Origin of the sequence: Methylobacterium gossipiicola, from assembly GCF_900113485.1 — a bacterium.
Taxonomy (GTDB): domain Bacteria; phylum Pseudomonadota; class Alphaproteobacteria; order Rhizobiales; family Beijerinckiaceae; genus Methylobacterium; species Methylobacterium gossipiicola.
In genome coordinates, this window is record NZ_FOPM01000004.1 from 25,365 (window position 1) to 40,972 (window position 15,608).

The 15,608-nt window shown below is 66.8% G+C and carries 8 protein-coding genes; 3 read left to right on the forward strand and 5 right to left on the reverse strand.

The window, feature by feature from the left end; all coding sequences use genetic code 11:
• Positions 1–155: 155 nt before the first annotated feature.
• Positions 156–416 (forward strand): RNA chaperone Hfq, encoded by a 261-nt coding sequence (gene hfq / locus BM249_RS04500; RefSeq protein WP_091969412.1) that lies wholly within the window; start codon positions 156–158, stop codon positions 414–416.
• Between the two features lie 321 nt (positions 417–737).
• Here the strand turns inward: hfq and BM249_RS04505 are convergent, their stop codons facing one another.
• Complete coding sequence (locus BM249_RS04505; protein WP_091969414.1) at positions 738–2,795, reverse strand: methyl-accepting chemotaxis protein; 2,058 nt, start codon at positions 2,793–2,795, stop codon at positions 738–740.
• Positions 2,796–3,372: 577 nt separating this feature from the next.
• Here BM249_RS04505 and uvrA point away from each other — a divergent pair.
• Positions 3,373–6,354, forward strand: a complete 2,982-nt coding sequence (uvrA, locus tag BM249_RS04510) for an excinuclease ABC subunit UvrA (RefSeq protein WP_091969416.1) — start codon at positions 3,373–3,375, stop codon at positions 6,352–6,354.
• Between the two features lie 563 nt (positions 6,355–6,917).
• Positions 6,918–7,892 (forward strand): transporter family protein, encoded by a 975-nt coding sequence (locus tag BM249_RS04515; RefSeq protein WP_091969418.1) that lies wholly within the window; start codon positions 6,918–6,920, stop codon positions 7,890–7,892.
• A gap of 199 nt (positions 7,893–8,091) precedes the next feature.
• Here the strand turns inward: BM249_RS04515 and hflX are convergent, their stop codons facing one another.
• The 4 genes from hflX to BM249_RS04535 form a co-directional block, all read right to left on the reverse strand.
• Positions 8,092–9,504 carry a GTPase HflX gene (gene hflX, locus BM249_RS04520; RefSeq protein ID WP_091969420.1) on the reverse strand — a complete coding sequence of 471 codons (1,413 nt, stop codon included), beginning with the start codon at positions 9,502–9,504 and terminating at the stop codon, positions 8,092–8,094.
• Positions 9,505–10,012: 508 nt separating this feature from the next.
• Positions 10,013–11,854, reverse strand: coding sequence for a hypothetical protein (locus BM249_RS04525; RefSeq protein WP_091969422.1), 1,842 nt, complete (start codon positions 11,852–11,854; stop codon positions 10,013–10,015).
• Positions 11,855–11,969: 115 nt separating this feature from the next.
• The gene (gene flgK, locus BM249_RS04530; protein ID WP_091969424.1) at positions 11,970–13,796 is read right to left on the reverse strand and encodes a flagellar hook-associated protein FlgK; all 1,827 of its coding nucleotides are present in this window, start codon (positions 13,794–13,796) and stop codon (positions 11,970–11,972) included.
• A 179-nt stretch (positions 13,797–13,975) separates the two neighbouring features.
• The gene (locus tag BM249_RS04535) at positions 13,976–15,370 is read right to left on the reverse strand and encodes a flagellar hook protein FlgE (protein ID WP_091969426.1); all 1,395 of its coding nucleotides are present in this window, start codon (positions 15,368–15,370) and stop codon (positions 13,976–13,978) included.
• Positions 15,371–15,608 lie beyond the last annotated feature (238 nt).

Genomic DNA, 15,608 nt, shown 5'->3' on the forward strand with positions numbered 1-15,608 from the left:
CAAGCGTGCCAAGAAGCGCTTGCAAGGGCGCGACAATGCACGTGTAATGGACTTCGCACGGCGGTTCGGACCAAGTGGTCGATTCGGCCGCAGCGCAACCGACTGATGAGAACCCGTCACGCACGACGGGCGGCAGTGGATCAAGGATAAGAACAATGGCGGGCGAACGCGCTCAGAACCTACAGGACACGTTCCTGAACCACGTTCGCAAGAACAAGATCCCGCTCACCATCTTCCTCGTCAATGGCGTCAAGCTACAGGGCGTGGTGACGTGGTTCGACAATTTCTGCGTGCTGCTGCGCCGGGACGGTCATTCCCAGCTCGTCTACAAGCACGCCATCTCGACCATCATGCCGGGCCATCCCGTGCAGCTGTTCGAGCCGGACGAGACCGCCCCGGACAAACCGGGCGCGTAAACCGAGCGCCCGTGGGATTTCATCCTCGACGGGCAGCCTGCCGACATGAGGTCTCGGCGGCGGGACCTCCGAGCAAGCCCCTTGCCGCGAAGACGCGCGTCGCCAGAGAACACCCGAAAGCCCATGGCGGGCCCCCACCGTCGAGGAGGGGGCATCCGGGCCGATGCGGCCAACGCCGTTCTGCGATCTCAGGCCGAAAGCGGGGCGGAGACTGGCACCGTCGACATCGCCTCGACACGGGAGAGCGCGCCCTGAAGGGCGGCCGCTCCACCGCAGCGAGAACGCGCCGTCCCCGATGCGCGGGCTCCAGCCTGTGCCCCCTCAGGCCGCCCGAACCGTGGCGAGGAACCCGTCGACCTCGTCACGCAAGGCCGCCGCCTGCCGGGCGAGGTCGCTCGCGGCCGTGAGGACCTGATCCGAGCCCGTGCGGGCGGAGTCCGCCGCCGCGCTCACGCCGGCGATGTGGGTCGACACTCGGCGGGTGCCTTCCGACGTGTGCACCGTGGTCCGGGCGATCTCGCGAGTGGCGGCGTCCTGCTGCTGCACCGCCGCGGCGATGTCTTGCGACAGGGTGCTGAGACGCTGGATCACCTTCGTGATGCCCCCGATGGTCTCGACCGAGGCCGCCGTCGACCCCGTGATCTCCGCGACCTTGGCGGCGATCTCGTCCGTGGCCCGGGTGGTCTGGTTGGCGAGTTCCTTCACCTCAGCCGCCACCACGGCGAAACCCCGGCCCGCCTCGCCGGCCCGCGCCGCCTCGATGGTGGCATTGAGGGCGAGCAGATTGGTCTGGCTGGCGATACTGGAAATCAGGCCGACGATCTCCGCGATGCTGCCGGCGGCGCCGGCGAGTCGACGGATATCGTCACCCATGCGGGCGGTGTCGCGCTCGGCCTCGCCCGCCACGGTGGCCGACATCTCGACGCGGCTGCCGATCTCGCGCACGGAGGCGCTCAGTTCCTCCGTCGCCGCCGCCACGGTGTCGGCGCTGGCGGCGGCCTCTCCCGAGGTCTGCGCCACGGCGCCGCTGAGGCGCGAGGTTTCGCTGGAGGTCTGCGACAGGGCGTGGGCGGCGGCCTCCAGCTGCGTCGAGGCGGCCGACACCGCCGCGACGATACGGCCGGCGCGGGCCTCGAACCCGTCGGCGAGGCCGAGCATCGCCTGACGGCGCTCGGTGGAAGCCGCCTGGGCCAGCTCGTCGGCCTCGGCGCGGATACGCCGGCGCTCCGCGAGGCTGTCGCTGAAGGTCGCAGCCGCCGCCGCGATGGCCCGGACCTCGCGGGCGCCGCCCGTGGGGAGCGCACCCGCGCTTCGGCCCTGCCCGATGGCCGTGAGGGCGTCGGCGATCCGCGACAGGGGTCGCGCGATGGCGGTGCCGAACCCGAAGGCGACGAGGCAGGACAGGGCCAGGGTCGCGAGGCTGGCGGCGACCCACAGGGTGACGGCGCGCTCCGCTCCCGACCGCGCGGCGGCGGCCGCGTGGGCGAGGTCTTCCGCCAACCGATCCTCGATACCCTTCAGGGCGTCGATGCGTTGGGTTGCGACGCCGAACCAGGCCGGTGCGTCGGTGAAGCGCAAGGGCTGACCCGGGATCGTCGTGAGCACGATCCCACGCAGGCGCTCGACCTCGCGGGCCGCAGGGCTCGCCGCCACGGTATCGAGGAGCGCGATCTGGGCCGGTTCGGCGGAGAGGCGGAACAACCCCTCGTGGGTGGCCTGACCGGCCCCGAGGGCGGCGAGGCGCGACAGGCCCGCGAGGTCGAGCTGGCCCGCCCCGAAGATCCCGGACGCCGTGGCCCGTTCCTGCCCGGCGAGTTCCTTGAGGGACAGGAACGCCGAGTAAGCCGACGCCCGTGTGATGAGGGCGGGATCGACGACGATGCCGGACAGCTCGCGCACGAGGTCGAGGGCCTTGCCGATCATACCCGTATAGACGGCGAGATTCTCGGGCGGGGTCCGGGTCAGGCCGTCCACGGCCTTGCGGTGCGCCGCCAACCCGTCAAGGGCGGCCGTGAGGGCCGCGCCCCGCGCGGTCAGGTTCGCGTCGCTGCCCGCCTTCGACGCCGCCGCCGCATAGGCATCCATCAGCTGCGTCCGGCTCGCGTCGGTGCGCAGGCGCTGGGCATCGAGTTCCGGCCGGAAGCGGGTGCCCTTCGAACCGAGGAACAGGCTCGACGCGCCCCGCTCGCGCTGGACTTCATGAACAAAGCCCCCGACCTGCCCTCCAAGATCGAGCAGGGCTTCGACCGCGACCATCCGGCCGCGCTCGGCCATCCGCTCCGAGATCGCCAGACCGGCCACGACGGCGAAAGCGAGGCAGGGGGCGAGGGCGACGAGGAGGATACGGCCCCGGAGGGACGCGAGGGCATTGCGAAGCATCGAGGAAAGCCTGCCTGGATCCGGAAGCCCGTCACCCTCGTCCGTAAGTGTAAACGCATCGTTTCCGCGTAAAAACATGCCTATCATTTGCGCATTTTCGGATATTTTCTGAGCATTCGCCGTTCCGAACAAGCGATTTCTTTTGGTAATGATCGGAGAGTTTCAGCGACATAGCGGAAACAATCTTGGACCGCCTCAGCGCCGTGCGCCGACATCTTTTGAGAGAAATTTCAAAGCGCATCGAATGCTCTGCGGTGCGGCGCGCGGACGGCTTAGCCAACGCAGTTTCCAAGTCCCGGGCGAGGATGCGTGCTCGACAGATGGTCGGTACCCGACCCGGCCCCGGCCGAATGGCCGTCCCAAACCGCAATCTTGTCGCTGTACTTACTTTGTTCTAGGAACGGTCTCGGTGCTCGGCACGACCGTTCGGGGATCCCTCCCCCCGGAGCATTCGTCGCCGGGGTGTGCACGGCACCTTGCCCCGGGGGCCTCGCCGCCCGACATGCGGGGCTACCCGACCGGACCTTGCCCAAACGGATCTTGGGCTCCCGCCGCGAGCCGACTTCGAAGAGACCCCATGGCCAAAGCCAAAGCCGCCGCCCGGCAAGCCAGCGCGGAAGCCATCGAGGCGGACATCGAGAAGCTGTTCGACGGGGTCCGCGAGTCCCGCGTCATCTCCGTTCGGGGCGCCCGGGAGCACAATCTCAAGAACGTCGATCTCACGATCCCCCGCGACCGGCTGGTGGTGTTCACGGGGCTCTCGGGCTCCGGCAAGTCGTCGCTCGCCTTCGACACGATCTACGCCGAGGGCCAGCGCCGCTACGTCGAATCCCTCTCGGCCTATGCCCGTCAGTTCCTGGAGATGATGGGTAAGCCCGATGTCGACCAGATCGACGGGCTGTCGCCGGCCATCTCCATCGAGCAGAAGACCACGTCGAAGAACCCGCGTTCCACCGTCGGCACCGTGACGGAGATCTACGACTATATGCGCCTCCTCTGGGCGCGCGTCGGCATCCCGTACTCGCCCGTCACCGGCCTGCCCATCGAGAGCCAGACGGTGAGCCAGATGGTCGACCGGGTGCTGGCCCTCCCCGAGAAGAGCCGGCTCTACCTGCTCGCCCCCGTGGTGCGGGGCCGCAAGGGCGAGTATCGCAAGGAAATCGCCGAGTTCCAGAAGAAGGGCTTCCAGCGCCTGCGCATCGACGGTGAGTATTATGCCATCGACGACGTGCCGGTGCTCGACAAGAAGCTGAAGCACGACATCGACGTGGTGGTGGACCGCGTCGTCGTGCGGCCCGACATCGCTGCCCGGCTCGCCGATTCGTTCGAGACCGCCCTCGACCTCGCCGACGGCATCGCGGTCATCGAATTCGCCGATGCGCCCGAAGGCGAAGAAGCGCGCGAAAAAATCACGTTCTCGTCGCGCTTCGCCTGTCCCACCTCGGGTTTCACCATCGCGGAGATCGAGCCGCGCCTGTTCTCGTTCAACAACCCGTTCGGCGCCTGTCCGACCTGCGGCGGCATCGGCCACGAGATGCGGATCGACCCGGAACTCGTGATCTCCGACGTGACGCTCAGCCTGAAGCGCGGCGCCGTCGGCCCCTGGGCGAAATCGACCTCGCCCTATTACGGCCAGACCCTCGATGCCCTGGCGCGACACTACAAATTCAAGACGACGGTACCCTGGGCCGAGTTGCCCGAGGCGGCGCGCAGCGTCATCCTTCATGGGACGGGCAAGGACTCGGTCCGCTTCGCCTACGACGACGGCATGCGCGCCTACGAGGTCAACAAGCCGTTCGAAGGTGTGATCCCGAACCTGGAACGGCGTTACAAGGAGACGGAGAGCGACACGTCGCGGGAAGAGATCGCGCGGTTCATGAGCGCGACACCCTGCGCCACCTGCCAGGGCAAGCGCCTCAAGCTCGAAGCCCTCTGCGTCAAGGTCGCCCTGCAGGATATCGGCGAGATCACCGCCCTGTCCGTGCGCGAGGCCCACCGCTGGTTCTCGGACCTGCCGGAGAAACTCACGGACAAGCAGAACGAGATCGCGACCCGCATCCTGAAGGAGATCCGCGACCGCCTCACCTTCCTGATCGATGTCGGCCTCGACTACCTCACCCTGGCGCGGGGCTCGGGCTCGCTGTCGGGCGGCGAGAGCCAGCGCATTCGCCTCGCGTCGCAGATCGGCTCCGGGCTGACGGGCGTGCTCTACGTGCTCGACGAGCCCTCCATCGGCCTGCACCAGCGCGACAACGAGCGTCTGCTGGGCACCCTCAAGCGCCTGCGCGACCTCGGCAACTCGGTGATCGTCGTCGAGCACGACGAGGACGCGATCCTGCAGGCGGATTACGTGGTCGATGTCGGTCCCGGTGCCGGCATCCACGGCGGCCAGATCATCGCCCAGGGTACGCCCGAGGAGGTGCTGAAGAACCCCGCCTCCCTCACGGCGAAGTACCTCACCGGCGAGATGAGTGTGCGGGTGCCGACCGCCCGGCGCAAGCCGAAGAAGGGGACGCTCAAGCTCATCGGCGCACGCGGCAACAACCTCAAGAACGTCTCGGTGGACATCCCGCTCGGCACCTTCACGTGCGTGTCAGGGGTGTCGGGCGGGGGCAAGTCCACCCTGGTCATCGACACCCTGTACAAATCGGTGGCCAAGACCCTCAATGGCGCCCTGGAACACCCCGCCCCGTTCGAGCGGATCGAGGGTTTGGAGAATCTCGACAAGGTCATCGACATCGACCAATCGCCCATCGGTCGCACGCCGCGCTCGAACCCGGCGACCTATACGGGCGCCTTCACGCCGATCCGCGACTGGTTCGCCGGACTTCCCGAGGCCAAGGCCAGGGGCTACCAGGCCGGGCGCTTCTCGTTCAACGTCAAGGGCGGGCGCTGCGAGGCGTGCTCGGGCGACGGCGTCATCAAGATCGAGATGCACTTCCTACCCGACGTGTACGTCACCTGCGACGTATGCAAGGGCCGGCGCTACGACCGCGAAACCCTGGAGGTGAAGTACCGCGACCGCTCCATCGCAGATGTCCTCGACATGACGGTGGAGGAGGCCGCCGAGCTGTTCAAGGCGGTGCCGACCATCCGGGAGAAGATGGAGACCCTGGCCCGCGTCGGCCTCGGCTACGTCAAGGTCGGCCAGCAGGCCACCACCCTGTCGGGCGGCGAGGCCCAGCGGGTGAAGCTGTCGAAGGAACTCTCGAAGCGCGCCACGGGCCGCACTCTCTACATCCTCGACGAGCCGACCACGGGCCTGCACTTCCACGATGTCGCCAAGCTCATGGAGGTGCTTCACGAGCTCGTGGACCAGGGCAACACCGTGGTGGTGATCGAGCACAACCTTGAGGTCATCAAGACCGCCGACTGGGTCATCGACATGGGGCCGGAGGGCGGCGACGGCGGTGGCATGGTGGTGGCCGCGGGCACGCCGGAGCAGATCGCCCAATCGAAGAAGAGCCATACCGGCCGCTTCCTGCGCGATGTTCTGGCGCGCCGGCCCGCCGCGCCCGCGCCGCCCACGACCGCCAAGGGCCGCAAGACGACCGTCTAGACCGAAACCGGGACGGCCATTCGGACCTCGTGGTCCGGCGCGCGCGGGGACGATTCGCCGGCCCTCGCCGTGTCGGGGTCCCGATGGCGGGGTTCCGTCACGCCGCCAGGCTCCGGAATCGGAAAAATCGGATTTCGCAGCGCGAGACCACTTCCAGGCGTGGCGAACCAAAGGTTAACGCCTGCGCAATCGCCCAGCGTGAATTTCCGTTTTCTCCCGAAACGCGGCCACCATCCAACCACCTGTCGCACCAGCGTTATCGTTCCGGTCGGTCGAGATGAGGTCGCGTGACCGCAGCCACAAAGGTTAACAAGCCGCACTGTTGCACCGCAGCCAGATTGCGACTTTTGCGCAACGGTCAGTTTGGAACTGCCCCGTTTCAGTGCAACGCCCTGTCATTTCGAGGCGAGGTGTAGAATAGTTCCCCTCGTTGAGACCGAATTCGGGCCGCAAGGGGGGCCTTCCAAACCAACGGGAACACGCCGCTCCAAAAGCGGCGGACCGGCAGAATGGTGCGGAAGGCTACGCGGCGCCCGCCTGAAATCCTTGGGAAGGACTGACACATGATCAAGAACTGGCTCGCCGCCGGAGCGGTGGCGCTTTCGGTCGGCATGTCCGCCACCGCCGCCTTCGCCCAGACGACCACGGTTCCCGGCGAGCAGGTTGGCCTCGCCACCGGCGCCCCGCTGCCGGAGGGCATCTACGCCCTCAACACCTTCGTCTACCGCAGCAACGAGAACACCGGCCCCGGCGCCGTCGACGTCGGCGTCAACATTCCGGTGCTCGTGTGGTCGACCCCGTTCGTTCCGCTCGGCGGCCGCGTCGAGCTGCTCGTCGCCCCCCCGACCGTGTTCGCCTTCGGCAAGAACAGCGGTGTAAACGGCGCCCGTGACCTGTCGATCAACGTCGGTACCTTCGTCGGCGGCATCTGGGCCTTCGACCTCGGCAACAACTTCGGCGTCAGCTTGCTCGGCGGTGTCTACCTCAACGAGCTGAACGCCGGCCGTGGCGTCCTCGTCAGCAACGGCGGCCAGCTCCTCGGCGCCCCCGTCCTGGGGCAGCTCGCCTCCAACACCTACCGCATGGGCGTCGCCGCCAGCTACACCGGCGACGGCTGGAATCTCACCGCCAACCTGACCGCGAACATCTACGATTCGCCGGCCTCGTTCGGTGGCACCAACACCTTCGGCTTCGGCAACACCCGTGGTCCGTTCAACATCTCCGACTCGCTCAACCTCGACCTGACCGCGACCAAGAAGTTCGGCAAGTTCGAGATCGGCGCCATCGGTTACGGCACCTACAACTTCGACATCAGCCAGTTCAGCCTCGCCCGCGGCAACCGCGGCAGCTTCTCGGTCGGTGGTCTCATCGGCTACGACTTCGGACCCGTGACCGCCCAGGCCTACGTCGCCACCACGGTCGCCAACGCCGTGCGCGGCACCGACACGGTCGAAGGCTGGTTCCGCCTGATCGTTCCGCTGTACTCGCCCACCGCCGTCGCCGCCGTCGCTCCGGCCCCGATCATCCGCAAGTACTGATCCGATATCCGCGAGCCTTCGGGCTCGCGGTTCTCGCGACGAAAGAAGCCGCGCTTCCCGAGGGAGGCGCGGCTTCTTTCGTTCAAACATGGGTTCGAAGGGCCAGCCCTTCCCGTGTCCAGGGCGGAGCCCCGAAATGTCGGCCTCCGGCCGCCCCCCGCCGAAGGGATGATCCCTTCGGCATCCCACGATCGAAGCGTCAGCCGGCCCGGTTGAGGCGGCGGGCACCCGCGAAGCGGTTGAGGAAGCGCGGCTCCTTTTCCGGGGCGATGCGGAAGGCGAGGTGCATAGTGCCACCCTCTTCCTCGCGGCGATCCAGGACTTCACCGTTCTCGTAGAGCCAGTGCAGCCCTGCCCCGTCCTCCGGCGGCAGCACCACCGCGAAGGTCGAGCGCTGGCGGGCGATGCGGGCCTCGATCCGCCCCGTCAGGGCACTGAGCCCCTCGCCGGTCAAGGCCGAGACGAGGATCGGGGCGTCGCTGTCCCGGTCCGTGCGACCCTGGGCGCTGAGGTTGAGCAGGCGAGTGCGCTCGCCCTCGTCGAGGAGATCTGCCTTGTTCCAGACTTCGATGATCCGGGCGGCGGTGGTTTCGATACCGAGTTCGCGTAACACCGACCCGACATCCTCGGCCTGGGCCTCGCTGTCGCCGTGCGAGACGTCGCGGACGTGCAGTAGAATATCGGCTTCGATCACATCCTCCAGGGTGGCCCGGAAGGCCGCGATGAGGGAGGTTGGCAACTCCGAAATGAAGCCCACGGTGTCGGAGAGAATCACGGTCTCGCCGTGCGGTAGCTTCGTCGCCCGCGCCGTCGGGTCGAGGGTGGCGAACAGCATGTCCTGCGCCATCACCTGCGCCTTGGTGAGGGCATTGAACAGGGTCGACTTACCGGCGTTGGTGTAGCCCACCAGCGCCACGATGGGGTAAGGCACCCGCGCCCGGCCTTGGCGGTGCAGGCCGCGCGTGCGGGTGACGCCGTCGAGTTCGCGCTCGATCTTCGTCATTCGCTCCTGGATCATCCGCCGGTCGGCCTCGATCTGGGTCTCGCCCGGACCGCCGAGGAAGCCGAAGCCACCGCGCTGGCGCTCCAAGTGGGTCCAGGACCGGACGAGGCGGCTGCGCTGGTAGGCGAGGTGGGCGTGCTCGACCTGCAGGGTGCCCTCGCGGGTGGAGGCGCGCCGCCCGAAGATTTCGAGGATGAGTCCGGTGCGGTCGATGACCTTGCAGCCGAACGCCTTTTCGAGGTTGCGCTGCTGCACCGGCGACAGGGCGCAATCCATCACCACCAGGCCAATCTCGCGGGCCTTGATGAGGCCGGCGAGTTCCTCGACCCGGCCCTTGCCGAGATAGGTCGACGGCCGGATACGCTGGACCGGAGCGAAGATCGTCTCGATCACATCGAGCTCGATGGCCGCCGCGAGCCCCGCCGCCTCGTCGAGGCGCGCCTCGTTCGAGCGCAGGCTTTCGGCGGTGTTCGGCCCGCCGGCCCCGCGCTGGGCCACCCGCCCGAGATACGGCCCGACCACGAGGGTATGGGTCGAAGCCGCGATGTCGCCCTCGGGAGCGGCCATCGCCTGGAGCCGGGCTTCGCCGGGCGTCATGGTTTGCGTCATTGCGTGCGTGTCAGACCCTGTCCGTTTGATCTTGGGACATTGGGTTCTGCAGAGTGCCTGACAAGGGCGAGGACTGGTGGCGTCGCGAATTGTCCGACGCCGAACGCTCGGAGCCGCGCATCAAGGCCGACAGGCCGAGTTCCGCCCGATCGTGGATCTCGGCAAACGCGCAAGCAGGCTGCCGAAATGAATAAGGTCTGCACCATCGGTGGCCGCGCCCAACCCACGCCGCCCGTGGCGCTGCCGTTCGGCCCATTTGCCCGGGGGCTTGATCCCCAAGATCGCGCCGATCGGTGCAGCCTGAGCATGACGCCAGATCGGCGGACGAACGGCGGTATCAACCAGGGAATCAATGCGACGAAGCGGGCGTGCAGGTGCAGCATGGGCCTCCCGGCAAGGGACGCCATCAGCCTATCCATCACGCCCGCTTCGTCACCGGGCACGCTCGAGGGGATCACGATCCAACACGCGCCCTCGATTGCCCAGACTTCGATACCCGCCGTTCCTCTTACAGATAGTTGACCAGCGACAGCTTCGACAGCATCGACGTGACTTGGTAGCTGGCCTGAAGCTGGCTCTGCACCGAGAGGATCTTGGTCGCGACCTCTTCCGTCGAGATCAACTGGGTTCCGTCGATGGTGTTCTGCAGCTGAGCCCGGAGGGCGCCGTTCTGCGTTTTGGCATTGCCGATCTGGGCCGAAGCGAGGCTGAGTTCGGCGGCCACCTGACTGATCCCCTGATCGTCCTGAGCCGGCTTGAACAGGGCCGTGACCTGGTCGGCCATGGCCGAGTAGCGGTTGCGCTCGTTCAGGGCCTGAGTCCTGTCGGCAGCGGAAAGCGTCGTGTCGCTCAAGCTCTTCGTGCTGGCGTATTCCTCGCTCGCCAGAATGGCGACGCCGGTGATCGCATTGCGGATCCCGGCCTCGTTGGCCTGCGCACCGATATCGACGGAGAGGCCGGAACTGACCCGGGCCGTGGCCGTCCCACGCGGGTCGGTGAGGCTCTCGTCTCCCTTGTACCAGATCACGGTCCTGCCGGCTGCGTTGCTGACGAAGCCGCCATTGGCCGTATCGACGCGCCGGGGCGCGAAAGCGGCGGACTTCGTGCCGGCGAAGAAGTCCTTCGCGGCCAGAACGGCGGATGAAGCCGAAAGGGTCGTCGCGGCGCTGCCCCCGACCGTTTTCTGAAGCGCGGCCTGAAGGTTGGTCGCCGTGGCGGCCGCGTCGGCGCCGATGACGAACACCGAGGGATCGCTGCCGTCGGATGTCGTCCGAGCCGTCAGGGTGAGGGTCGTCTTGGTGCCGTCGCGCAGGCCGAGGGTCACCGTGACGGTGTCGCCGTCGTTCGGGTTCTGGTTCACCGTCAGGGAGGTGCTGGCAGCCGCCCCGCCCGTGAAGGACACGGCGACGCCGGGCGGATTCTGGCTCTGCACGGCCGCGATCTGGCTCGTCCCGAGCGCCGTTTTCAGGGCGGTGGCGCTCGCAGCTGGGCTCGCGCCGATGACGAATTCGTTGGCCGCTCCCGTCGCGACGGTCCTGGCGGTGTAATCGACCAGGAGTTGACTGCCATCAGCCTGGTTGACGCTCACCCGGATCACGTCGCCGTCCTTCGGCTGCGCGGCGAACGTCAGGGCTGTCGTCGGCGCAGCCGCGGCAGTGTCGACCGTGCTGCTGATGGCGGTGGTGTTAGAGCTCGTGACAGCCCCGAGGATGAAGCCGAAATTTGCGCGGTTAGCCGTGCTTCCCCCCTCCGACATCGTAATCTTCGTCGCTGGCGTTCCCGTTGGGGCCGGGATGAGGAGGTTGCCCGTTCCGGCAGTGCCATCCGCCAGCTTGCGCTCGGCGACCACCGTCTTGAGCCCGGCGCCGGTGTCGTCACCGTTCAGGATCGAAGTCGACGAAGCGACCGGCGGTGCATCGGTGGCACGGCCGCCGAAGAGGTAAGTGCCGTTGTAGTTCTGATTCAGGGTGTCGACGAAGAGATCGAGGTTGCTCGCGGCCATCAGGCGGGTGGTGTTGCGCGCCGACGGCGAGCTCGTATTCGCCATTCCATTGGCGATGCTCGTGGAGAGTGTCGACGTGGTCGTCGCCAGGGTCTGCAGGCTCTTCGAACCCAGGTTGATGCGATTGGAGGCCGTGGTGATGTTGTCGCCGTACCCTTCGAGGCGGGCCACCTGGGCGTTCGCGTTCAGGCTCAGGGTCCGGGACGCGCCGAGACCGCCATAGGTCTCCGCCGTGCGGCCCGAGGCCATCTGCGTGGTCAGCGCATCGAGGCTGCTCTTGCTCGCGAGCAGGCGCTGCGCGTTCAAGGCCGTGTTGTAATTACCGGCCGCGAAAGGAGGAATCGTCATGGGCGCGATCTCGGAGGGGGAGAGGGTTCGGCGATAAGCGAGGACGATGGCGGACGCGTTGCCCGGGAGAGCATTGTCCGCGGAACAGGATGCCGGCTCGGCGAAAGAAAACGCTCTAGATCCGCATGAGGGTGTCGAGCATGTCACGGGCGGCGGTGAGCACTCGGGCGTTGGCGCCGTAGGCGGTCTGAAGCTGGATCAGATTCGCCATTTCCTCGTCGATCTTGACCCCGGACTCGTTCGCGTAGCGGCCGCGAGCGGTCGAGAGGGCGATCTGCTGGCCCTGATCGAGGCTCTGGCTCGCGGCGGCATTCGCCCCCTGGGTGTCAACGACGCGCTGGGTGAAATTCGCCAGGGTGGTGGTCAGGGGCGCGCGGACACCGCCGATACCCACCGCCGCCGAGAATGTGCGGCTGCTGGTGGTGAGCCCATCGAGAATGCGCTGCGGGCGTGTCGGATCGCTCGACTCCGTCGTGGACGATGCCACGACGAAGGCGCTGTTATCGGCCTTGACCGCCGCGTTGAGGGCAATGCGCTGAGCGAAACCCGTCAGCTGCGAGCCCGTGTCGAAATCGCCGGTGTAGAGTTCACCGTTCCTGCCGGAATCGACGAACAGGGCGAACTCGGTATCGCCGGTCTTCGTGTCGGCGGCATTGGCCGGAACCGTGGTGGTGACGCCGACCGTGGTGACGGCCGGGTTCGGCGCGGCGGCGGCGCGGGTGATCGTGAGTTTTCCGTTGGTGACCGTGACCGCGTAGTTCGCGCCGAGCGCCGTGCCGATGGCGGTCTGCATGTCGGCGTCGGTCCCGAGCTTGAAGCTCAGGGGCAGGGCCGTGCTGGAATCGACATCGCCGGACTGGATTCTCGGGGCGCCGGTGCTCGAGGCGACGAGGACGAGTTTCGTCCCATCGGCGAGGGAAAGGGCGATGCGGTTGCCGCTCTTCAACCCCGAGATGTCGATGCCCGTGCCGCCCGCAGCACTCACGGTGCGGTCCGTGGTGGACTGCGCCAAGCCGGCCGCCAACTCGTCGACCTGACGCTGGGCCTCGACGAGGGTCACGTCGCGGGCGTTCACCGCGGCCGCGAGGGAACCGGAGCGCAGGGCGTTGGCGGCGATGAGATCGATCCGCGCGCCGCCGGGCGTCACCGCCGTGATGGTGCCGATGGTGCGCTTGGTGGGATCTTCCGAATAGACGGTGAGAGGACTCAGGGCCGCGGCGCCGTCGAACTGGAGGCTGGCCGGTGTGGTGTGATCGACGAGCGTGAGGCCGGACTGGGTCATCACCGTGACGGAGCCATCGTTCTGCTCCACCGCCTGCACATCCATGTACTGGGACAGATCGTTGATGGCCTGGTCGCGCTGGTCGAGGAGGTCGGGGTTTCCGCCATTGGCCTTCGCAGCCATGATCTTGAGGTTGAGCTGGGCGATGTTCTTCAGGATGCCATCGGCGGCCGTCACATCGTTGCCGAGCTGCGTCTCCATGCCCGTGCGCAGGGCCTGGATACCGTTCGAGATGGTAACGAGGCTGCCCGCGAGGGCGGCGGCATTGTTCGCCACCGCGGTACGCACGGAACTCACGCGGGGATCGTCCGTGAGGGTCTGGACGGATTTGACGTAGCTGTTGAGGAGCCCGTCGAGGGAGGAGCTCGAACCGGGGATGCCGAACAGGGAATCGATCTGCGTCGCCACGTTGGCGGTGATGCCCGTATAGGCCGCGCCCGAGGTCTCCAGGCGAAGCTGTTTCAACGAGGTGGCATTGAGCACACGCGTCACCGCGCTGGTGCTCACGTTTGGCGCCTGCGCTTGGCTCACCGTCGATTGGATGCGCTTGTTGTAGCCGGGGGTGTTGACGTTAGCGATGTTCTGCGACGCCAGCCCGATCTGGGATTGGACGGCCTGCAGGCCGGTCGTGGCGGTGTTGATCGCGCTGGTGATCGACATCGGTTCGAGCCTTTTCGTCTCGCGAGATCCTCGCAGGGCTCGCGAGGCATCGGCCCGGAGCCGCCGCGCGGCCCCGTCCTGATCTGCCCGATGAAAGGCGATCGAACGGGGTCACGGGGGCGATGCTTCCGGAGGGTTTGGTGTGGGATCGGTTATTCGATCACTCTAGCCTGATAACCTTAACGAATGATGTTAATCAGGTCGCTCATCATGGTCTGAGCCGTCGACATCACGCGGGTGTTGGCCGAGTAAGCCTGCTGCGTGACGATCATTTTCGAGAACTCGCCGGCCACGTCGGTGTTCGACTGCTCGAGCTGTCCGCCGGCCACGATGGTGCCGTTCAGGCCGGTCGTCGGCTCACCGGACGCCAGGGTCGCGGAAAAGTTGCCGGTGGTGTCGGCCTTCAGAGCGTTGGGGTTCTTGAATTGGGCGACGCCGGCCTGGGCGACGATGGCGGAATTGCCGTTTGAGTAGGTGCCGATGATCTTGCCCTCGGTCGAAACCGAAAGCGAGGTCAAGCTCCCGGAAGCATAACCGTCCTGAACAGCGGTATCGGTACGGATGGCACCGTCCGTTGCCGAATATTGGGTCAAAGCATTCTTGTAGATGTTGAGCGCAACACTGTCGTTCACCTTGACGCCGTCAATGGTCAGGTTGTTGATCCGGGGATCGAGCGGCGGCGCCAGGATGCCGTCCGTGAATTTGAAATCGATGCCGACATTGGTCCAAGCCGTCGCCGCCGACTCGTCAACACCCGCCGTCGAGGTATCGTCCGTGTCCGGAACCTTGGAATTGCTGAGGTAATACAGGTTCCACGTGTCGGGCGTGGTGCCGTTCTGATTCGCGATCTTCGCCCAGCGCAGCTGAACCGTCGTGGGGGCGCCGGTGATGCTGTAGGCCGTTATCTCGCCACCGGAGAGCGTCTTCGTGGCGAACTCTTTCTGGTCGGCACCCGAGATCTTCGAGTAGTCGGTGATGGCGGCGCCGTGGAGCTTGAGCAGGAGGGAACCGTCCGAATCACCCCCAGAGGAATTCTTGGTCTTCGGCACCTGAGGCAGGTTGGCCGCATAGGTGACGCTCGAGGTGGCCTTGGCCGGGAGGGAAGCGGTGGAGATGTTGATGGGGCCGCTGCCGGTGCTCTGACCGGTGCGGGGATCGTAGTTCTGGCCCGTGAGGTAACCGCCCGAGCCGTTGACGAGGTAGCCGAGAGAATCGAGCTGGAAATCGCCGCGGCGGGTGTAGCGCGGCGTGGGCGAGAGGGTGGGCTGGCCAACGGCGTCGCCGGTCTTGGTCTGAACCGTGAAGAAGCCCTGACCGCTCAGCGCCATGTTGGTGGAGACGCCGGAGGCCAGCAGGCCGCCCTGGATATTGTTGGTGAGGCGCGAGAAGGCGCCGACCGTGCCGGAAACCTGCTGGTTCACGGGCTGCTCGCCGACCATGTCGACGAAGTTCGTGTCGACACGCTTGAACCCGGTGGTCTGGGAGTTGGCGATGTTGCCCGAGATGTTGTTGAGGGAATAGGACTGGGCCTGGAGGCCCGAGACGGCGGTCTGCAACGCGTTGAAGATATCCATGGTCTGCTCTCTGAGCCTCCGGTTAAGGTCGAGCAGAGATCAGCAACCGCCGTGCCGCGCGGGTTATCGAGAAATCTCAAGACCTTAGCTTTGAGGGGGCCGGTCCCGATCCGTCGCGACCCGGCAGGTTCTGCCGCCTCCCCGGCGGTTTGTGCCGTCCATGCGGGGAGTGTAGGTCCGCGGAGGTGCGACGCGCCGTCCCCGGAGCCTTGCGATGGATCGCGCCCGCCCGACCCAG

Coding starts and splice junctions, on each gene's coding strand:
- hfq (WP_091969412.1), top strand. CDS start 156: ATGGCGGGCGAACGCGCTCAGAACCTACAGGACACGTTCCTGAACCAC.
- BM249_RS04505 (WP_091969414.1), bottom strand. CDS start 2,795: ATGCTTCGCAATGCCCTCGCGTCCCTCCGGGGCCGTATCCTCCTCGTC.
- uvrA (WP_091969416.1), top strand. CDS start 3,373: ATGGCCAAAGCCAAAGCCGCCGCCCGGCAAGCCAGCGCGGAAGCCATC.
- BM249_RS04515 (WP_091969418.1), top strand. CDS start 6,918: ATGATCAAGAACTGGCTCGCCGCCGGAGCGGTGGCGCTTTCGGTCGGC.
- hflX (WP_091969420.1), bottom strand. CDS start 9,504: ATGACGCAAACCATGACGCCCGGCGAAGCCCGGCTCCAGGCGATGGCC.
- BM249_RS04525 (WP_091969422.1), bottom strand. CDS start 11,854: ATGACGATTCCTCCTTTCGCGGCCGGTAATTACAACACGGCCTTGAAC.
- flgK (WP_091969424.1), bottom strand. CDS start 13,796: ATGTCGATCACCAGCGCGATCAACACCGCCACGACCGGCCTGCAGGCC.
- BM249_RS04535 (WP_091969426.1), bottom strand. CDS start 15,370: ATGGATATCTTCAACGCGTTGCAGACCGCCGTCTCGGGCCTCCAGGCC.